The organism is Ruegeria sp. HKCCA4633, from assembly GCF_013034605.1.
Taxonomy (GTDB): Bacteria; Pseudomonadota; Alphaproteobacteria; order Rhodobacterales; family Rhodobacteraceae; genus Ruegeria.
Map to the genome: position 1 here is coordinate 15,064 of NZ_WQGJ01000006.1, position 20,581 is coordinate 35,644.

General features: G+C 57.3%; 17 protein-coding genes. 12 read left to right on the plus strand and 5 right to left on the minus strand.

What is annotated here, in order from left to right; translation table 11 throughout:
* Together GOV85_RS14850 and GOV85_RS14855 are read left to right on the plus strand one after the other, a co-directional pair.
* Complete coding sequence (locus GOV85_RS14850) at positions 1-879, plus strand: metallophosphoesterase (RefSeq protein WP_171179488.1); 879 nt, start codon at positions 1-3, stop codon at positions 877-879.
* Positions 880-1,098: 219 nt separating this feature from the next.
* Positions 1,099-1,560, plus strand: a complete 462-nt coding sequence (locus GOV85_RS14855) for a host attachment family protein (RefSeq protein ID WP_171179490.1) — start codon at positions 1,099-1,101, stop codon at positions 1,558-1,560.
* Positions 1,561-1,602: 42 nt separating this feature from the next.
* Here GOV85_RS14855 and GOV85_RS14860 read toward each other — a convergent pair whose 3' ends face one another.
* On the minus strand, positions 1,603-2,154 hold the full coding sequence (locus GOV85_RS14860) for a TIGR00730 family Rossman fold protein (protein ID WP_171179492.1): 552 nt from the start codon (positions 2,152-2,154) through the stop codon (positions 1,603-1,605).
* Between the two features lie 127 nt (positions 2,155-2,281).
* Here GOV85_RS14860 and GOV85_RS14865 point away from each other — a divergent pair, with 127 nt between their 5' ends.
* From GOV85_RS14865 to GOV85_RS14880, 4 genes are all read left to right on the plus strand, one after another.
* Positions 2,282-3,655: a LysM peptidoglycan-binding domain-containing protein gene (locus GOV85_RS14865; protein ID WP_171179494.1), complete on the plus strand. Its 1,374-nt coding sequence runs from the start codon at positions 2,282-2,284 to the stop codon at positions 3,653-3,655.
* 77 nt (positions 3,656-3,732) lie between these two features.
* Positions 3,733-5,538 carry an ABC transporter ATP-binding protein/permease gene (locus GOV85_RS14870; RefSeq protein ID WP_171179496.1) on the plus strand — a complete coding sequence of 602 codons (1,806 nt, stop codon included), beginning with the start codon at positions 3,733-3,735 and terminating at the stop codon, positions 5,536-5,538.
* A gap of 168 nt (positions 5,539-5,706) precedes the next feature.
* A complete protein-coding gene (locus GOV85_RS21795) occupies positions 5,707-5,850 on the plus strand; it encodes a TylF/MycF/NovP-related O-methyltransferase (protein WP_371810784.1) in 144 nt (47 codons plus the stop codon).
* Complete coding sequence (locus GOV85_RS14880; protein ID WP_171179500.1) at positions 5,840-6,331, plus strand: TylF/MycF/NovP-related O-methyltransferase; 492 nt, start codon at positions 5,840-5,842, stop codon at positions 6,329-6,331. The genes GOV85_RS21795 and GOV85_RS14880 overlap by 11 nt, the downstream gene beginning before the upstream one ends.
* A gap of 50 nt (positions 6,332-6,381) precedes the next feature.
* Here the strand turns inward: GOV85_RS14880 and GOV85_RS14885 are convergent, their stop codons facing one another.
* Together GOV85_RS14885 and GOV85_RS14890 are read right to left on the minus strand one after the other, a co-directional pair.
* A complete protein-coding gene (locus GOV85_RS14885; RefSeq protein WP_171179502.1) occupies positions 6,382-10,170 on the minus strand; it encodes an efflux RND transporter permease subunit in 3,789 nt (1,262 codons plus the stop codon).
* Positions 10,167-11,393 (minus strand): efflux RND transporter periplasmic adaptor subunit, encoded by a 1,227-nt coding sequence (locus tag GOV85_RS14890; RefSeq protein WP_171179504.1) that lies wholly within the window; start codon positions 11,391-11,393, stop codon positions 10,167-10,169. Before GOV85_RS14890 ends, GOV85_RS14885 begins: the two co-directional genes overlap by 4 nt.
* A 227-nt stretch (positions 11,394-11,620) precedes the next feature.
* On the opposite strand from GOV85_RS14890, the gene GOV85_RS14895 reads away from it, so the two are divergent.
* The 5 genes from GOV85_RS14895 to GOV85_RS14915 all read left to right on the plus strand — a co-directional run bounded on the left by GOV85_RS14895 (position 11,621) and on the right by GOV85_RS14915 (position 17,005).
* The gene (locus GOV85_RS14895; RefSeq protein ID WP_171179506.1) at positions 11,621-12,292 is read left to right on the plus strand and encodes a hypothetical protein; all 672 of its coding nucleotides are present in this window, start codon (positions 11,621-11,623) and stop codon (positions 12,290-12,292) included.
* Positions 12,293-12,337: 45 nt separating this feature from the next.
* Complete coding sequence (locus GOV85_RS14900; RefSeq protein WP_171179508.1) at positions 12,338-13,660, plus strand: PQQ-like beta-propeller repeat protein; 1,323 nt, start codon at positions 12,338-12,340, stop codon at positions 13,658-13,660.
* Between the two features lie 49 nt (positions 13,661-13,709).
* Entirely contained in the window at positions 13,710-15,173 is a 1,464-nt protein-coding gene (gene der, locus GOV85_RS14905) for a ribosome biogenesis GTPase Der (protein WP_171179510.1), read from the plus strand.
* Between the two features lie 162 nt (positions 15,174-15,335).
* Entirely contained in the window at positions 15,336-16,319 is a 984-nt protein-coding gene (locus GOV85_RS14910) for a fatty acid desaturase (protein ID WP_171179512.1), read from the plus strand.
* Between the two features lie 89 nt (positions 16,320-16,408).
* Positions 16,409-17,005, plus strand: coding sequence for a helix-hairpin-helix domain-containing protein (locus GOV85_RS14915; RefSeq protein WP_171179514.1), 597 nt, complete (start codon positions 16,409-16,411; stop codon positions 17,003-17,005).
* Between the two features lie 55 nt (positions 17,006-17,060).
* Here the strand turns inward: GOV85_RS14915 and serS are convergent, their stop codons facing one another.
* Together serS and GOV85_RS14925 are read right to left on the minus strand one after the other, a co-directional pair.
* On the minus strand, positions 17,061-18,353 hold the full coding sequence (gene serS, locus GOV85_RS14920; RefSeq protein WP_171179516.1) for a serine--tRNA ligase: 1,293 nt from the start codon (positions 18,351-18,353) through the stop codon (positions 17,061-17,063).
* A gap of 72 nt (positions 18,354-18,425) precedes the next feature.
* Positions 18,426-20,090, minus strand: a complete 1,665-nt coding sequence (locus tag GOV85_RS14925; RefSeq protein ID WP_171179518.1) for a mechanosensitive ion channel family protein — start codon at positions 20,088-20,090, stop codon at positions 18,426-18,428.
* A gap of 201 nt (positions 20,091-20,291) precedes the next feature.
* Between GOV85_RS14925 and yajC the strand changes: the two genes are divergently transcribed.
* Positions 20,292-20,579, plus strand: a complete 288-nt coding sequence (yajC, locus tag GOV85_RS14930; RefSeq protein WP_171090782.1) for a preprotein translocase subunit YajC — start codon at positions 20,292-20,294, stop codon at positions 20,577-20,579.
* Positions 20,580-20,581: the final 2 nt, after the last annotated feature.

Consider the following 20,581-nt stretch of genomic DNA (forward strand, 5'->3'; position numbering starts at 1 on the left):
TTGAACCGACGTCGGTTTATAAAGGGCCTGCTGGCGGTAACGCTGGCAGGTCTCATCACGTCAGCCTACGGGTTTTTCATCGAACCCGCAGTGCGGCTGCGCGTGCGTAAATGGCGCGTGCGTCGGGACGATTGGACCGCACCACCGCTCAAGATTGCGGTGCTGTCGGATTTGCACGTGGGTGAGCCCTATGTTGGTCTGGATCGCATAAGGCAGGTTGTGCGCCGTACAAACGCATTGGCACCTGATGTTGTCCTGCTGCTGGGCGATTTCTTCGCAAGCCACAAAGGGGTCTCTGAAACCGTCGAGATGCAGGATCTGGCACCTGTATTGGCGGGGCTAGAGGCAAAGAACGGTGTCTTTGCCGTGCTGGGCAATCACGACTGGTGGGATGACAAGCCAGCACAGCGCCGTGGGGCAGGACCCAATCGCTATACCGAGATTCTGGAACAGAACGGCATTTCGGTTTTGTCTAACATCGCCGTGAAACTCGAAGTCCCCGGCATCTGGCTGGCAGGGCTTGAGGATCAACTGGCTATCTGGCGCAACGGTAAACCAAAAGGGCTGGATGATCTGGAAGGAACATTGGCGCAGATCACCGACGATGCCCCGGTTGTGATGATGGCGCATGAACCGGATGTTTTCCCTAAAGTGCCAGACCGGGTGGCCTTGACCCTTTCGGGGCATACGCATGGCGGCCAAGTGCGCCTGTTTGGGTGGTCGCCTGTTGTGCCGTCGAAGTTTGGCAATCGGTATGCTTACGGACATGTACGCGAAGGTGCGCGTGATCTGGTGGTGTCGGGCGGTATCGGATGTTCGATCCTGCCGGTGCGTTTTGGTGTGACACCGGAAATCACCGTTGTCGAAATGTCGGCCTAAAGGATTGATGAGCCGCCGGTGAAAACCCGCCGATGGGTTTCATTTCCGTACAACCACATCTTGTTTGCTTCGCTACAGAACACATCTTTGTAGGGCGGAGGGAGAGAACCGCACACCAAATCAAACAACGACCGGGCTACGCATCACTGGTGCGTAAACAAACCCGTACGCCCGGCAGGTCGAGGGATACCCAGAGAACAACCTTAACAGGAGATCGCAATGGTCGCACTTACACAGGGAACTTGGGTTATTGTTGCAGACGGAGAGAAAGCGCTGGTGATGGAGAACATCACCGATGCTGACGATCCCAATCTTGTTGTTGTCGCTGTCGAGGAACAGGACAACCCAGCCTCAAAGCCGACTGACCGCGCTGGTCGTCGCAACGACGGCGGGCCAAAGCAGAAATCAGCCTTAGAGGACCCAACGTGGAAGATCCATGCAAAGTCCCTGTTTGTGCAGGATCTGGCGAATTTGTTAAATCGCAAGGGGTTGAAAGGGGCATATAATCGATTGGTACTGGTAGCCAGCCCTCATGTTCTGGGTCTGCTGCGCCGCCGGTTGCACAGTGAAGTGCTGGGAAAAGTCGTGGCCGAGGTCAACAAGACCCTGACCAACCACCCTTTGCATAAGGTTGAGCAGGTCGTGCGCCACAGTTTGCAACACAAGGCGCGTTTGGCCTGATCAACAAGGCGGGCGGTTTTGCCGCCCGCACCGTTTCTGGTGTCAGTTCAGCTTGTTCCGCAAGGCGACCATGGCGGCATCTGCATCTTCTACCCATGTGATGAAATCTGCCAGCGACGCGTCGGCAAAGCCTTGTCCGATCACCTGACCCAACAGCGTCTGCAACGCATCCCAATAGCCATTCACGTTCACCACGACGATGGGCTTGTCGTGCAGTCCCAACTGACGCCAAGTGAGGGCTTCGAACAATTCATCCAATGAGCCCGGCCCTCCGGGCAGAACGACCACCGCGTCGGCGTTCATGATCATGACCTTCTTGCGCTCGTGCATCGTCTCGGTGATCACAAAGTGGGTCAGATCGGTTTTGCCGACTTCCCGCTGAACCAGATGAACGGGGATGACGCCAAAGGTTTCGCCTCCGGCATTTTGCGAGGCGCGGGCCACTTCTCCCATCAAACCCACATCCCCAGCACCATAAACCAGCCGCCAGCCTTCCTGCGCCAGCAGCGTGCCGAAGTGCCTTGCAGTTTCAGAATAAGACTTCTCGGCACCATTGCGTGACCCGCAATACACACACACTGATTTCTGAGACATGAAAGAAGGGCTCCGGGGTTGTGTCAGAGGTTTTGACCCGTGATAGCGGGATTGATAGATTGCCTCAACTGTCCGCCGGAAAGCTTTTGAACGAAAAGCTTTTGCAGCGCGGAGTGAAAGGAAAAGAATGAACGCCAATTCGGGAAACGAAAGCTCGGGCAATTTCATCTGGGGGGCGATTGCAGGGCTTGTTGCAGTATTGGGTGCAGGTGGCTTGTACCTGTCGGGCGTCTTCACCAACGCACCGGAACCTGACGCAAGCACACCGCAGGAAACTGCTTCCGTTCCAGCAATCTCAGAGCCAGCAGATGAGGCACCGAAAGAAGCGGAAGACGTTACTGCCGCAGAGCCGTCCAATCCGGATACTGCGTCGTCAGACGAAACACCCGCACCTGCTGAAGACCTGGCGGAGCAAGCGGAAGAACCTGCTGAAACGGAGGCCGCCGAAGTTGCAGAGGAAGTGGCTGCGCCTGCGCCGGTCGCGCCTCCAGTCCTGGATCAGATTTTTGTAGAAACTGACGGCACCGCGCTTCTTTCGGGTGACGCAGCACCCGGCAGTCAGATAGAAGTTCTGCTGAACGGCGAAGTCGCACATTCTTTTACCGTGGATGGCAGCGGTCAGTTTGCTGAATTTGTGACGATCCCCTTCAGCGACACCGCGCAGGGACTGGTGTTGCAAAGCACGGACGGGGCGCAAGCAACGCGATCCGACGACTATCTGATTGCCGCTTTGCCCAAACCAATCGAAGAAGAACCTGTTGCCGAAACAGCGCCCGAAGCCGAGCAGATCCCATCCCAGGACACGCAGGAGCAGGTGGCTGCAATCGAAGAGGTTCAGCCGGATTCTCATGCTGAGGCTGACGTTTCGGAACCTGAAACGTCAGAGCCCGAGGCCGAGACAGTTGAAACTGCTGAACTGACCGATGAAACCCCACAGCAGGATCAGCAGGTCGCCGTGCTGCGATCTGGCGAAGAGGGCGTTGAGCTGGTGCAGCCCCCGGTCGTGCGGGATACCCCACCCGAGCAGGTCGCACTGGACACGATCGGATATTCCGAAACGGGCGATGTGCAGCTGACAGGGCGCGTTCAGGATGGGGCCGCCATTCGGTTGTACCTGAACAATCGTCTGGTCGCGGATCTTGCCCCGGAACAAGATGGATCCTGGCGCAGCGATCTGGAGGGAATTGACCCAGGCGTCTACACGCTTCGGGTAGATGCGGTAAACACGGATGGGACGGTCCTTAGCAGGGTCGAAACTCCGTTCAAACGCGAACCACTTGACGTTCTTCAGGCTGCAACGGGCACGGCTCAGGCAGATACGCCTCAAGCGACCCCTGCAATCCGGTCTGTCACGGTGCAGCAGGGCGACACGTTGTGGGCCATCTCACGTGATCGATTTGGCGACGGGGTCTTATATGTGCGGCTGTTCGAAGCCAATCGTGACTTGATCCGCGATCCGGATCTGATCTATCCCGGGCAAATCTTTACAATCCCGGAATAATCAGCCCTTCTGGCCTTTTATGGGCAGAGGTCTAACTCTGGCCGCAGACAAGGCACATGATGAGACGCACAGCTCGTATGACTTCAGATGACATGGTGTCGGATGACGCACGCAGCTCGGGCTGGCGGACGATCCGCAAGGTTGCCCCATATCTATGGCCCGACGACGAACCGTGGGTAAAGCGCCGCGTCGTCATCGCCATGGGTATGCTTGTTCTGGCCAAGCTGATCGCGGTTTATACACCCATTTTGTATAAGGGCGCTGTTGACGCGCTGGCGGGTGAGGGTGTGCCGCCATTGGCGCTGGGCGCAGTTGGATTGACTGTGGCATATGGTGTGGCGCGAATGATGACGGTGGGCTTTCAGCAATTGCGGGATGCCGCCTTTGCCCCCGTCGGACAACGCGCGTTGAGGGCGCTGGCGCTTGAGACGTTTCAGCACATCCACAACCTGTCGATGCGCTATCACGTCACGCGCCGTACTGGCGGGCTGAGCCGTATCATCGAACGGGGCGTCAAAGGGGTTGAGTTCCTGCTGCGGTTCCTGCTGTTCTCGATCGGGCCGCTTATTCTGGAGCTGATGCTGGTCGCCATCATCCTGATGTGGCTGTTTGATGTCTGGTATCTGGTTGTCGTCGCGGTCACGATTGGTCTGTACATCTGGTTTACTTTTGCCGTGACCGAATGGCGCGTGAAGCTGCGGCGTGAGATGAACGATCAGGACACCGAGGCCAACCAGCGCGCCATCGACAGCTTGCTGAACTTCGAAACCGTCAAATATTTCAACGCCGAAACCCGTGAAGCTGAACGGTATGACGTGTCGATGAAAGCCTATGCAGGGGCTGCGTTGAAGACGGCCTATTCATTGGCATTTCTGAACTTTGGACAATCGTTCCTGATCACCTGCGGTCTTATTGGGGTGATGGTTCTGGCCGCAATGGGTGTGCAGAACGGCAACCTGACCGTCGGCGATTTCGTCATGGTCAACGCCTACATGATCCAGATCACAGTGCCGCTGAACTTCCTTGGGACGGTCTATCGGGAAATCCGGCAGTCCTTGGTCGATATGGGTCAAATGTTCGACCTGCTTGAACAACCCGCCGAAGTTACAGACAAAGCCTGCGCGCCGAACCTGAAGGTAAATGGCGGCGAAGTCACGCTTGAGGACGTGCACTTTGGCTATGATCCCGAGCGTGAAATCCTCAAAGGCGTGTCCCTGACTGTCCCGGCTGGAAAAACCGTGGCCATTGTGGGGGCGACAGGGTCGGGTAAATCGACCATCGGGCGGCTCTTGTTCCGGTTCTACGACGTGACCAAAGGGGCGTTGAAGATCGATGGTCAGGACATTCGCGACGTGACCCAGACCAGCCTACATGCCGCCATCGGTGTCGTCCCGCAAGACACGGTGCTGTTCAACGACACGATCCGCTACAACATTGCATATGGCCGCGACGGTGCCACCATGGACGAGGTCGAAGCAGCGGCCAAGGCGGCTCAGATTCACGACTTCATTTCCTCACTGCCCGAAGGGTATGACACCAAGGTGGGCGAGCGTGGCCTGAAGCTTTCCGGTGGTGAAAAGCAGCGCGTCGGGATTGCACGTACCTTGCTGAAGAACCCACCGATCCTGCTGTTGGACGAGGCGACCTCGGCGCTGGATACGGATACTGAGCAGGACATCAAAGATGCGCTGGCACGCGCGGGTGAGGGGCGGACGGTGATCACCATCGCGCATCGTCTCAGCACCATCGCCGAGGCCGATCAGATTGTGGTTCTGGAGGCGGGAGAGATCATCGAACAGGGTAAGCATGACGAGTTGCTAGCTCGGGGGCGCCGTTATGCCCAGCTTTGGAGCCGTCAACAAGCTGACGCCTTGGCATCCTAAACGGTTTTTTACCTTTTTGGGTAGCGCATTCCGGTCGGGTCAGGTTTGAAGCTGATCAACGCAAAACGGATAGGTCTGAAAAAGCAGACAGGAGGAGTAATGGAAGGATCGGAACTTGCTCGGCCCGAGATCAGAACCGTGCGCCGGGTGTGCCGAGAACATCTGACCATGGTCGGCCGCCAAAGTGCCTTTGCCACCGCACATGCTGCGGCGCATGTGGTGGACCAAAAGATACCAGGTGATTTCGTCGAGTGTGGCGTTTGGCGTGGGGGGGAACGTCATCATTGCTGCCCGTGTTTTCATGCAACGTAATGATGTGCGAACTTGCCATTTGTTCGATACTTTTGCCGGCATGACGGAACCGACTGCCGAGGATATCGGACCGAACGGTGAGACTGCGATTGTAGAATTCGAGCGTCAAAAGACAGAAGAAGGTTCGACCTGGTGCATGGCTTCGCTGGAAGATGTCCAGTCCAATGTTGCGGCCTTTGATCTGAACCCTGACATGTTCGTCTACCGGAAGGGTGATGTGTTGGAGACGCTGAAAGATGAGGCCAACCTGCCTGAAACGATCTCGGTGCTTCGGCTGGACACGGATTGGCACGATTCAACCAAGCTTGAGCTGGAAACCTTGTACGCGCGCCTGTCCCCCGGCGGTATCGTCATCATTGACGACTACGGGCACTGGAAGGGCGCGCGCAAGGCAACGGATGAGTTTTTCAAAACATCCGGGTTTAAGCGCCCGTTCTTTTTTGGGCTGTCAAACGGCGGTGTTATTGGAACGAAAATCTGAACCATGGGGCATCACCTTTGAAAAAGGCGCGCCGACGGGCGCGCCTTTTCTCATTCCGCAGCCTTCAGGGGGTGCCCCGGTGGGTGTGGTTCTGAAGTATCCGCATCCGGGTTTTCGGAAGATGGGGTAGTGTCTGTATCCTCCCACACAATCTCGGTTGCTTGCATTTGACGGGCAGAGCGTCCAATGGCCATGTCCTGTGCAATCTGGCTTGATCGGCCCGCAGTTACTCGCGCCAGCAAGCGGCTGAGCCACACGGCATAAGTTGTCACCCAAACCCGCAACGCCAAAAGGGAAGGCGTCACGATCAGGGTCAGAACAGTGGCGATGCCCAAACCAAAGACCACCGCCGTCGCCAGCTGTTTCCACCACAAGGCAGTAGGGCTGTCGATGGAATAGCCGCCATTGATGAAGTCCAGCGAAAGACCGAACATCATGGGCGTCAAACCGGCCATTGTGGTCAAGGTCGTCAGCAGAACCGGACGAATGCGCGATTCTGCGGTTCGAATGATCGCCTCGATCCGGGGCATGTACGTGCTGTATTCTTGATAGGTATCGATCAGAACGATGTTGTTGTTCACCACGATCCCCGCCAAAGCCACGATGCCAGTGCCGGTCATGATGATCGAGAAGGGTTGTTCCATCACGATCATACCGATCAGAACGCCAGTGGTTGATAGGATTACCGCCAGCAACACCAGCACCGAATTGTAGAACGAGTTGAACTGCGCGAGCAGGATCACGAACATGAGCCCCAGCGCGCCCATGAAGGCGTTCACCAGAAAGGCACCGGATTCCGCCTGTTCTTCCTGATCTCCGGTCCATTCCCAACTGATAGAATTGGAAAACGGACCCGTTTCCAGCCATTCGGTCAGAACAGCAATCCGTTCATTTGGGTTGATCAACGCGAACTGTGCGTCTCCGCCCTCAACCGTGCTGATGAGTTGATCCACGCTATCGGCGCCGGTCAATTGAACCAATTCGTAGGACTTTCTGCCACCGCCGTTCAGGACCGTGCTGGTGGGGGTATAGCCTTCAGCAACTTCCCGAACCACGGCAAGACGGATGAGTTCACCATCGGGGCCTTCGGTCGTAACCTTGCTCAAACCTGGTTCAACGTCGGCTTTGACGTCGTAGTAGCGTTGTTGGTCAACCCGGTTGATCTCGGCCAGTTTGGCCACCGGCTTACGACTTACGAAATTCGACAGTGGCACCAAACCATCCGGAGTGCGGACCTTGAGCGTGTCCAAAGTTGATAGCACGCGATCTTCTTCTGGCAGGCGCACGCGAATTTCAATCTCTTCATCGTTGCTGTCCGGGCGCATCTCGCCCAGCAGAATACCGCGTGTCACCAACTGCACCATGGCTCCAACCGTGGCCACGTCAGCTCCGAACCGACCGGCCTTGGCGACATCCACATCGATTTGCCAGTCGATGCCGGGCAAGGGAAGGGTGTCTTCGATCTTGATCAGTCCCGGCGTGGTGTCGAAAACCTCGCGCGCGGTGAGCGTCGCCGAGGTCAGATCCTCCCACCCATCACCCTTTATGCGCAGATGCACGGGCTTTGCCGAGGCCGGGCCTTGTTCCAACGGCAGGATCTCGACAACGATGCCGGGGATCTCAGCCAGTTGCGCGTTGAGTTCGTCAATCACGAAGTCACCGTCAAATTCAGGCGCAACAAAGTGACGATCAAACAGGCCCCACAGAACAGATTCCGAGACGTTGGGACGGTCTTCCCAAGGAATGATCTCGAACTGAACACGGCCCACTGTATCGGCAGGTTCCTGAGCGCCCCCGTTGTTCTGGTTCAGACCGCCTTCGCCCGCGAAAGAAAACACGTTGATGACGGCAGGGTGGGCTGCGATCACATCCTCTGCCGCCAAGACCATGCCATCTTTTTCCGCAAGCGAGATGTTTCCCCGCGCGCGGACATAGGCGGTGGCTTGTTCCGGTTCGCTTTCCACGAAAAATTCGACGCCTCTGGATTCCTGCGGGAACCAGACGAAGGCAACGGTGTAGACGGCAAAGAACACTGCGGCCAACGACACGATAGGCATGATCGGATTGCCAACGAGGAACTTGACCACATGGCCAAATGGGGTGTGTTCATCGGCTGTGTGAACGCGCTCTTCCACTTTGCGTTCGATCCTGGCAGCGCTCAGGGTCACGGATCCTGCAAAGGCCCCGAACAGGAACAGAAGCGCACCAGCAATTGAACCGCCGGGTAGCAGGTAATCCGGGTTCAGGGTCTGCATCGCGCCCAGAAAGATCATGTACAGCGAAGGAGGCACCAGCACAGCCCGCAGCCACCACGGCGTGCGCGCGCGCAACCAGATCGACGAGCGGTCGAAGACGCGGCTTAGCCGCCCTGACACACCGCCCATGACCGGCAGGTAAATCAGCGCCACGATCAGCGACGCCGACAAAACAAAGATCAGCGTGACGGGCAGCATACCCATGAACTCACCCGGTACGCCGGGCCAAAACAGCATGGGCAGGAATGCGCAAAGCGTTGTCGCAGTCGACGACACGATGGGCCAGAACATGCGCTGCGCCGCCTCAACATAGGCGTGCATCGGTCCGACGCCCTGCTTGATGCGTTTATCGGCATATTCCACGACGACGATGGCACCGTCCACCAGCATACCGACCGCCAGAATAAGACCGAACATCACGATATTCGAAATGCTGACGCCCATAACCGCCAGGAAAGCAAAACACAGAAGGAATGAGGTGGGGATCGCGAAACCCACCAACAACGCAGCCCGCGTGCCCAGCGAGGCCAGCACTACGATCATCACCAGTGCAATCGCGGTCAGAACCGAGCCTTCCAACTGGCTGACCATCGAACCCACGATGCGGCTCTGGTCGTTGGACGTGCCCAGATCGACGGCGGCCTGAAGTTCAGGTGGCCACTTTGTTTTCGCTTGCTCGATGGTCTCTTTGACCTGAGCAACAGTATCGATCAGGTTGAAGCCCTTACGCTTTACCACTTGCAGGGCAACAGTTGGTTCACCGTTGAACCGGGCCGTACCGGCGCGGTCTTCGAAGGTGTAATTGATCTGCGCCAACTCACCCAAAGTCACAACCCGGTCGCCATTGACCTTGATCGGCAAGCCATAAACGTCCTGCGCGGTTTTGAACGATGACGGGATCTTGACCGAGAATGTACCCTGCGCGGTTTCAACTTCACCCGCGGCGATCAACTGGTTGTTGTTGCGAACCACATTGATCAGCTCATCTGCGGTGACGTTGTATGCCTCAAGCCGTAAGGGATCGATGACCACCTCGAGCATCTCGTCGCGATTGCCCGCGATACCAGCCTCAAGTACCGAATCCAGTGCCTCAAGCTCGTCCTGCAAGTCTTTGGCAACGCGGGCCATCGTGCGTTCAGGAACTGCGCCGGTCAGGTTGACGATGACGATGGGGAATTCTGAAAAGTTGATCTCGGTCAGCGAATACTGTTCCGCACCTTCAGGAAAATCCGCCTGCGCCGAATTCATCGCGTCGCGGACGTCGGCCATGATCGCGGTTTTGTCCCAGCCGAAATCAAACTCCAGCGCGACCCCTGCATAGCCTTCGGCGGCGGTCGACGTCATTTCCTTGAGGCCATCGAGATCCGCCAGTTCGGTCTCCATCGGCTTGATCAGAAGATTTTCGGAGTCTTCCGCTGAAATGCCGGGAAACTGTACCGAGACAAACAGGGCAGGGATTTCAATATCCGGCTCACCCTCTTTCGGCAATGAGACATAGGCAAACCCGCCGATGACCAACGAGATGGCGATAAACGCCAGGACCATACGGGCTCGATGCGCGGCCCAAGCAACAACGCCCGTCATTGTGATGCTTCCCGATAGGTGGGTTTCACAGTGACGCCGCGGGTCACAAACTCTTGCCCGACTACGATGATGTCAGTCGTTTCCGGCAGCCCGCCGATCCAGACACCTTCTGCAGTGTCGCGCAGAATTTGGACTGGCTTGAAGTCGACAATGTTGCCTGCGCCCACCGTGCGAACCCCCAATTGACCCTCATTGCTGAGCGTCAGCGCGGATTGCGGCAGCAGATGCGCCTTGGCGCCTTCGGCGGCGATTTGAATGGTTGCGGTTTGGCCGTCACGGATGGTCAGATCCGGGTTGGGGACAGTGATCTCTACCTCGAACGTCCGCGTTGCCTCATCGGCCGAACGGCTTAGGAACGTCACCCGCCCATTAAGTTGCCGCCCAGTGACCAAAGTTGCGGATGCCTCGGAACCGACAACCACGCGGTTGACCTCGGTCTCGGGCACAAAGCCCACCAGCTTGATCGGATCCAGCTGAATAACCGTCGCGCAGAGCGATCCGGGCTGCATCAGGCTGCCCAGCTCAGCGGTGTCGCTTTCCAGCAGACCCTTGAAAGGTGAGGTGATGACCACGCGACCGGCCTCGCGCTGTGCGGCCTCAACGGCCGCAGTTGCGGCTTCAATCCCGGCACGGGTGGCTTCCAATCCGGCCTCTGCCGACTTCACTCCGGCCTTGGCGGTGCTCATCGCGGCTTCGCTGGAAATCCGGCGGGTTTCCGAGGCAAAGCCTGTTTCCGCCAATTTACGCGATGCGGTCAGGTTGATCTCGGCCTCTGCCACCAGCGCATGGGCCTCTTGCAGGCGTGCTTCGGCTTCGGGGATACGGCTTTCGGCTTCAAGCTTGCCGGCCATAGCTTCGGCCAGTTGGGCCGGGCGTGTGCCGGGGTCAAGCTCGCACAGAATGTCACCTGCCTCGACAAAGGCACCTTTGCGCTTGGGTTCTGAGATGACGGTCGAAGTGGTTTCTGACAGAACTTCGACCTGGCGATTTGCTTTGGTCTGACCGCGGAGCAAAACCGCGCTGTCAATCTCGCGGGCTTGCGAACGCAGGGCGACAACACCCACTGCCGCGATGTCTGAAGTTTCCGCAGCGGCAGCCTCACCTTGCGTCGTTTCATCGCCTTCGCCACGCCCCGCGAAGGCAAACAGCGCATCGCGTTCGAATACAAGAAAATACAGAGCAACAATGACCAGAATGGCGTTGATGAATGAAATCAAACGCATACGGGGATTCTCCTAGAATTTTTTGCCCAAGAACGCGAGGCGCTCACTTTTCGAAATGGGACTTATGCTATGTCTTTTCTACACTGAACTGAATAGTTTGGTTCACTTTTTTTCGCAAGAGCAGTACCCGGCGGCGAAAATGTGCAAATTCGGACCCTTGGCTTGGCGTTGGTGCCGGGGTATGACATGGCGCACTTAGACAAGATATACAGCCCAGGGGGCACGGGATGAGCGACACGGACAGTTTCATTGATGAGGTCACGGAAGAGGTGCGCCGCGACCGAATGTATCTGTTATTGCGCCGCTGGGGCTGGGTAGGTGTGGTTGCCGTTGTGCTGATCGTGGGCGGCGCGGCCTTCAATGAATACCGAAAATCCCGCGATGCGGCGCAGGCGCAAGATCTGGGGGACTCGATTCTTGCTGCGCTGACGGAAAACGATTCCGACGCGCGTGTCGCAGGCCTGCAGGGTATCGGGGCGGCAGCTCCGGGTGGAGACGCGGTTTTGAACATGCTTTTGTCCGCCTCGCAGGTCGATGCCGGATCGCGCGAAGACGCGGTCAACAGCCTGAACGCGGTGGCCGTTCAGGGCGACTTGCCTGAAATTTACCGCGCGATTGCAAGCTTCAAGGCGTTGTTGTTGCAAAGCGACACACTTCCTGCAGCCGAACGTAGGCAACAGTTTGAGGCGCTGGCAGCGCCTGGCGCACCGCTGCGTCTGCTTGCCGAAGAACAGTTGGCCCTGATTGACGTGTCCGAGGGCAATGTCGAGGCTGCGCTGGATCGGTTGCAGGCGCTGCGGCAGGATGCTGAAGTCGGGATTGACCTGCAACAGCGTGCCGCGCAATTGATTGTCGCGCTGGGCGGGGAACCAGAACCCCTGATGGCGCAACAAGGTTGATCGGGTGGTGAACAAAGACATTTTGACAGGCGAGTTCGGAATACCATGGTAACAAGACTATTCTCCCGCGTGGGACTGCCGGTCGCGGCACTGGCATTGACCGCTCTGGCCGCCTGTGAAGAACCCGAGACCATTCTGCCCGGTGAACGTGAAGACATCCGCCCCCTGTCGGATTTGGAAACTGTTGAAAGGCAGGGCTCTCAGCCCATCAGTCTGCCGTCGCAGCAGGCAAATGCCAATTGGTCGCAAAGCCCAGGAACTCCGGCCTATCGAACAACAAACGCCGCGCTGCGCGCGACACCGCAGCGGGTTTGGTCGGCCTCGATCGGTCAGGGGGACTCACGCAAGCAACGCATCACCGCCGAGCCAGTCGTTGCAGGTGGGTTGATCTATACGCTGGATGCAGGGGCAACGGTTTCAGCTGTCACACCCCAGGGCCAGTTGGCCTGGAACACGGATTTGATTCCCGCAAGTGATGGGGACTCGGACGCAACGGGCGGTGGAATGGCCTATGCCGATGGTGTTCTTTATGTCTCTTCAGGTTATGGTCGCCTGACCGCACTGGATGCGAGAACCGGTGCCATTCGGTGGCAGAAGCGTCTGCAAGCCACCGGCAGCGGCGCACCGTTGGTTAATGATGGCCTGCTTTATCTGGTGGCCGGAGATGAAACGGGTTGGACTATTGCCACCAAGGATGGACGTATCGCCTGGCAAATCGAAGGTACGCCGAGCGTGGGCAACGTGTTGGGTGCACCAGCGCCTGTGATCGCCTCGGATCTCGCTGTGTTCGCCTTCGGCTCGGGCGATATTGCGGCGACCTTTCGGCGGGGCGGTATCCGCCGTTGGAACGCATCGGTCGCCGGTGGACGCCGAGGGCGGGCCGCAGCCCAGATTGTTGACGTGACAGGCGGCCCGATGGTGTCGGGAAACACCATCTATATCGGCAACCATTCAGGCCGGACCGTCGCCTTTGACGTTGCTACGGGTGAACGTCGGTGGACCGCCGATGAGGGGGCCGTGGATGCCGTTTGGCCCGCAGGTAACAGCATCTTCCTGGTCAGTGACCGCAGCCAGCTGGTGCGTCTGAACGCGGCGGATGGCTCGGTTGTCTGGGCGCAGGATCTGCCGGGTTTCGTGAAAGACAAACGCGGCCGCCGTGGTCCGATCTTTGCGCATTACGGTCCGATCCTGGCCGGTGGCCGCATTGTGATTGCGTCCAATGACGGGTATTTGCGGTTCTTCAATCCGGTCAACGGAACACTGGTTCATCAGGTCGAAGTGCCCGGAGGCGCGACAACAGCGCCGGTTGTTGCCGGGCAAACGCTGTATGTCGTTTCGACCAAGGGTGATCTACACGCTTTCCGTTGACGGCAAGATGCGCTAAAGGGCGCATCTTGAGTCTTGAAAGTTGAGTATCATGTCGCTGACCCTCGCTATCGTGGGGCGCCCGAATGTGGGCAAATCCACTCTGTTCAATCGCCTTGTGGGCAAACGTCTGGCCCTGGTCGACGACCAGCCGGGCGTGACACGTGACCTGCGCGAGGGCGAGGGGCGTCTGGGCGATCTGCGCTTTACCGTGATCGATACGGCGGGGCTTGAGGATGCAACCGACGACAGCCTTCAGGGAAGGATGCGCCGCCTGACCGAGCGCGCGGTGGACATGGCCGATGTGTGCTTGTTCATGATCGATGCGCGCACGGGGCTGACCCCCACGGATGAGATGTTCGCCGAGATCCTTCGCAAGCGCGCGAAGCACGTGATTTTGGCGGCCAACAAAGCAGAAGGTTCTGCTGCGAATGCGGGAGTTCTGGAAGCTTATAATCTGGGGCTGGGAGAACCCGTGCGCCTGTCTGGCGAACACGGCGAGGGCATGACCGACCTTTATTCTCAGCTCATGCCACTGGCTGATGCGGCCGATGAAGCACAGGCAGAGGAAGCCCCCGAGACCGATATCGAACTGGATGAAGATGGCGAGGGTGAAACACCTCTGATCACTGCTGCCAAGCCATTGCAAGTGGCGGTGGTTGGCCGGCCAAACGCGGGCAAGTCGACATTGATCAACAAGATCATCGGTGAAGATCGCCTGCTGACAGGCCCCGAGGCTGGGATCACGCGAGACGCCATCAGTCTGCGTGTCGACTGGGCTGATCCTGATGGTGACAGCACCCCGATGCGTATTTTCGATACAGCGGGGATGCGTAAAAAGGCGAAGGTTCAGGAAAAGCTTGAAAAGCTCTCGGTGTCCGATGGTCTGCGGGCCGTTAAGTTTGCAGAAGTTGTCGTGGTCTTGCTCGACGCGGCGATCCCGTTCGAACAGCAAGACTTGCGCATCGCCGATCTGGCCGAACGCGAGGGTCGGGCCGTAGTTGTTGCCGTCAACAAATGGGACGTCGAAGAGAACAAGCAGGAAAAACTGCGCGAGCTCAAGGAGTCCTTTGACCGACTTCTGCCGCAACTGCGCGGTGCACCCTTGATTACAGTGTCTGCGAAAACGGGCCGGGGGCTGGAGCGCCTGCGCGCCGCGATTTTGCGCGCCCATGACATTTGGAACCGCCGGGTGCCGACTGCTGCGCTGAACCGCTGGCTGACCGCGATGCTTGAACAGCACCCGCCACCAGCGCCGCAGGGTCGCCGGATCAAGCTGCGCTATATGACTCAGGCCAAGACCCGCCCGCCGGGCTTTGTTGTGATGTGTTCACATCCTGATAAGATGCCCGCCAGCTATACCCGCTATCTGGTCAACGGCCTGCGCGAGGATTTCGACATGCCCGGCACGCCAATCCGTCTGACTCTGCGTGGGCAGGGGGATAAGAACCCCTACAAGGGTCGCCGCAAGAAAAACGCGGGCGCACTGGCCAAGCATCTCAAAGGGCGCGCGTAACTGCGCCAATTTTCAGCGTTTTTGCTGCGAGGGCGTGACAGCGTCCGTTCTGCGCGCTAGCATTCACTAGTGTGCATTTGTTTTACTGCGCACGCTTGTACCGGGGCCAACGGGGCATATTTTTAGTTTATATTTAACCGGGCCATCGTGGGAGAGGGCTGGATGGATCTGAGGGAATATACACGGCAATACGCTGTTCAGGACAACAGGCTGGCAGCGCTTGGCTATTTTGGAACTTTTGCGGTGTATTTTGCATCGCTGGCGCTTGCGATTGGATATGTGGATCGCTGGTATGTCATGGTTCCCGCAGGCGCGGTCTTTGCCTTTTCGGCGGTGCGTCTTTATGTTTTGCAACATGATTGCGGCCATCATTCGCTGTTTGAGACGCGCCAGCAAAATGAATGGGCGGGGCATGGGTTGTCACCGTTTACCTTTGCGCCCTTTGAGGTGATGAAACAGAATCATAACCTGCATCACGCAGGGATCGGCAATCTTGAGCACCGCGAAACAGGTGAAATTCACACAATGACCCTGCGCGAATGGAATCAAGCTGATTGGAGCAAACGTCTGTTCTATCGGCTGTACCGCAACCCTTTCATCCTGGTGCCCGTTGGCGCGTTGTTCACATACTTCATCCGGTACCGCTGGCCTAAGAATACCGTTCGGTTTGGGGTGAAGGGCGTGTTGTTGCACAACCTGTCCATCGTTGTTTTTCTGGGGCTACTCTACATGATTGCGGGCGGCACCGGAATTCTGGTCTGGCTTGTGTTCTCGCTTTTGGGTGGAATGTTGGGGGTTTTCCTAGTCTATCTTCAACATAATTTTGAAGATACCTATTGGGACCGACGCCCGGATCTGGATCCGCAACTTGCGGCCCTACAGGGTTCATCCGCGCTTGATTTTGGATGGTGGTTCGATACGGCGGTTGCATGTATAACATTGCACGACATTCACCACTTTAACGCGCGCATTCCGTCTTATCGCTTGCGTGCGTGCCATTACAGCCTGCCGCCTGAATACACCCCGCGGCGTATCAAATTCCCCGAAGCAGTCGCAGCGCTGAACCTTAAGCTTTGGGACGAGGATACCAAACGTCTGGTGCCGTTCCCCAAAAAAGGCCGGACGGCTGATTTGGCCCATAGTTAAGCAGAGTTGCGCCATTTGGTGCCGCGGCTTGAAGCCTCGTATATCTTGTGTATATACGTTAAATCAGGGAGACAGAGAAAGGATCCGGAATGACCGCAGTGACCGATGTTAAAGGTGTGGGAGAGGCGCTTACCGCGGCTTTGTCCGCGAACGGCTTTAAGACAGCCGAGGCGTTAGCGAAGGCCAAACCCGAAGATCTGGTCAAGGTTCCCCGGATCGGTTTGGCAAGAGCTGCCGTGCTGATTGCTGCGGCGAAAGATGCCACGGCTTCAAAACCAGCTGCGCGCCAGGTTCCGGCCCGCAAACCCGCCGCCCGCAAACCTGCTGCCCGCAAACCAGCTGCGCGAAAACCTGCGACGCGACGCCCAGTTGCACGCAAGACCGTTGCGGCCGCCGCTGCCGAGAAACGCGCCGAAGAGGCGGCGAAGAAGGCTGCAGAAGAGAAAGCAGCCGCTGACGCGGCCGAGGCCAAAGCCCGCAAAAAAGCCAAGGCCAAAGCCAAAGCTGAAAAGGCCGCTAAGAAACGTGCCGAGATGGAAGCTGCGTTTTCGAAAGCAAAGGATAAGGTGAAGGCCAAGTCCAAGAAGGACAAAAAGTCCAAAAAGGACACAAAGAAAAAAGATGCTGGCAAAAAAGACAGCAAGAAGAAAGATAAGAAAAAGGATAAGAAAAAGGCGAAGAAGTAAGACTTCCTCGCCTTCCCATCTTATTGGACCGGCTCCCGACTGGGGGCCGGTTTTCTTATGTCAGCGTGCCGTCCAGCTGCAGGGTCAGCTTGCCGCCCAGATAGGGGCTCAGAACGTCTGGTAGGGTCACGGTACCGTCAGCGTTCTGACCGTTTTCCAGGACAGCGATCAAGCAGCGCCCCACGGCAAGGCCTGAGCCATTCAGCGTATGGACATATTCCGGTTTTCCACCACCCTCAGGGCGGAACCGCGCATTCATGCGGCGGGCCTGGAATTCACCACAGGTCGAGACCGAGCTGATCTCGCGGTAAGTATCCTGACCGGGCAGCCAAGCCTCGATGTCAAAGGTGCGGCGCGCGCCAAAACCGATGTCGCCGGTACACAGGATGACGGTGCGGTAGGGGATGCCCAGTTTTTCCAGAATGCCCTCGGCGCAGCGCAGCATACGCTTTTGTTCGTCATCCGATTTGTCCGGATGTGTGACCGAGACCATCTCGACCTTTTCGAACTGGTGCTGGCGCAGCATACCGCGTGTGTCCTTGCCCGCGCTGCCGGCTTCGGACCGAAAGCACAGAGAATGCGCGGTATAGCGGCGGGGCAGGTAGCTTTCCTCGATCAACGTGTCGTTGACGATATTAGTCAGCGAAACTTCGGATGTCGGGATCAGCCACCAGCCTTCGCGTGTCTGATAGCTATCTTCGCCAAATTTCGGCAACTGACCCGTGCCATGCATCATCTCGGACAGAACCAGTACCGGGCCGTTCACCTCGGTCAGCTCGTTCTCGTTGATATGCGTGTCCAGCATGAACTGCGCCAGTGCGCGGTGGATGCGGGCAACGCCGCCCGACAGCAGCACAAAGCGCGAGCCAGAGAGTTTGGCTGCGGTTTCGAAATCCATACCGTGCTGGACGGCTTCAATCTCGAAATGCTCTTTGGGTGCAAAATCCAACTTTCGTGGTGTGCCCCAGCGGTTGATCTCGACATTGTCGTTTTCATCGGCCCCTTCGGGCACATCCTCGGCGGGCAGGTTGGCGATGCGGATCAGCTGATCGGTCAGCAGAGCGTCCAGATCTTTGGCTTCGGTCTGCATCCGGGCAATCTCGGCCTTTTTCTCGGCCACCAATGCGCGCAGGCGTTCGAACTCTGCCTCGTCGCCACGACCCTTGGCAGCACCGACTTCTTTGCTGGCCTTGTTCTGTTCGGCTTGAGCTGTCTCGGCGGCCAAGATTTTGGACCGGCGGCTTTCATCCAGCCGCAGCAAATCTGACGACACCGGCGCGTCCCCACGGCGCGCAAGGGCGGCGTCGAAGGCGGCTGGGTTTTCGCGAATGGCGCGGATGTCGTGCATGTCTCAGATCCTTAAATGCGTGAATCACTGAAACCGCTTATGCACCATCTGTCGGGCGGGGTGTAGCACCGGTTACGACTTATCGTCCTCGGCGTGGATTTCATGCGCCAGATGGCCATCCCATTCCTCTGCCGGGATTTTTGGTTCCGGTGGGTCAGCCATATAAGAGGGCGTCATGATCTGTACGCCATTTTCATTGAACACGGCGACAATGTTGCGGTGCAGGTCCGAGCGTATTTTTGGAATGATGCTGCCGCGCGTTGTGTAGCCGTTGATCTGATAGTTGATCGCGTAGTCGGCCAAAGCGGTCCACAATACAAAGGGTTCGGGCTTGGCTTTGATCCCCTTGGTGCGATTGGCAGCTTCGATCAGCATCGCCTCGACCTTCTCTGGGGGTTCCTCATATCCAATGCCGACCGTCGTGTGCAGCAACAGCCCGCTGCCATCGGTCTTCTTCGAAAAATTCACCACATCCGAGTTCATCAGCTGGGCATTTGGGATCGAGATCAGTTCATTCTTGATGGATTTCAAATGCGTCTCCATCAGCTTGATCTGCACAACGTCTCCTATGTGATCTCCGATCTGGATACGGTCACCGATTGAGGTGGATCTTCGGTAAATAACGAACAGGCCCGCCAGCATGTTGGACACGACCGAGTTTGCGCCCAGCGAAAGCATCGCGCCGACCAGAATGGTCAGTCCCTGAAACGCGGCCGAGTCCGAGCCGGGGATGTAGGGGACAGCAAAAACCAACGCGATCAGAATCACGATGACACGGGCGATATTGAACGTCGGGTTGACCCAGTGTTTCTCGAAATCACCCATATCGAACGAGCCTGCTTCGACCGCATCGAAGAACACGCGCATCCCTTTGATGATATACATCGTGACCCATGTGATCAGGCCCAGCATGATCAAGTTGGGAATGTAGCTCAGGATACCCTTGAATATCAGCAGTACGGGTTCGGTCAGGTAAGTGAGCAGCAGCTGCGCGAAATACCGTGTTTCAGCAAATGCAAGAAGGACAAAAGACAAATAATAGTAGAAACCCAGAAAGAAGATAATCAGCAGGATGAAATTCAATCCGTACCGGATCAGGGCTGCGATCGCTTCGGCCTGGACGCTTTTGGCAGTCGCCGTTTCAACATCCTTCAAATACCGCTTTACCAGTTTCAGGGTACGCCGCCTGATCCGCCAATGCAGCCATAGGATCAGCGCCACGAAAGCGACAAAGCCAAGTGTCCATCCCGCAGCCTCAATTGCACCTGACACCCGCGCCTGGTCTGTGCGGTTGGCACGATAGGCGAGGATGGCCTCTTCGATCGCCTGACCATGGAGGAAGCTGAGAACATCCAGCTCCATCTGATCCAATTCGGCATCTGCAACGGTCACGATTGACACGATCACACCGTCAGCCCGAATGCGAACGCCCAGATCGGTTTTTTCGAATGCGATGTCGACCGCAGGACTTTCCGAAGCTTCGGCAACCTCAATGATCTTGTCCTGAACGCTTTCCGCCCGTTCCGGCGCGGGCAGGGCACTGGACCCACGCAGGAAGAACAACATTTCGCCGTCCACGATTACAGGCGCTTTGAAACTGTCCGTTTCATCTGCCTCGGGCTCAGTGATTTCAGCGGGTGTTTCCTGCGATTGCGCCGGGCCGGAAAGCGTCAAACCCACCGATATGGTGATCAGTAAATAACATAGCAAAAGGAAAGGCTTGAATGGCAGTGTCATATGTCCCCCTACGGTTAAACTATAACCGGTTTTGCATGTGTTCCTAGGACATATCTGCAACGCTTTTCCCTTAGTTGACGGGTCGTATTCTTTTTCACGTGGGACACATCACCGCCTTTGCTTGCAAACAGGCATCTCAAAGCATAGGTTCCGGCCAAATTTGCGGAACGGTGCCGCAAGATCTGAACAAAGGAATATCCCATGGAAGGTGGCGCAATCGCCCAGTTTCTCCCGCTGATCCTGATTTTCGCGATCATGTATTTCCTGCTGATCCGTCCACAGCAGAAGAAAATGAAAGAACATCAGGCCATGGTCGAGGCCGTGCGCCGCGGTGATCAGGTGATCACCCAGGGTGGGGTGATCGGCAAGGTGTCGAAGGTCAAGGAAGGCGAGAACGAGATCGAGGTCGAGATCGCCGAGGGCGTCAAGATCCGCGTGGTTAAATCGACCATCGCTCAGGTTCTGAACAAGACCGAACCTGCGAAGTAATT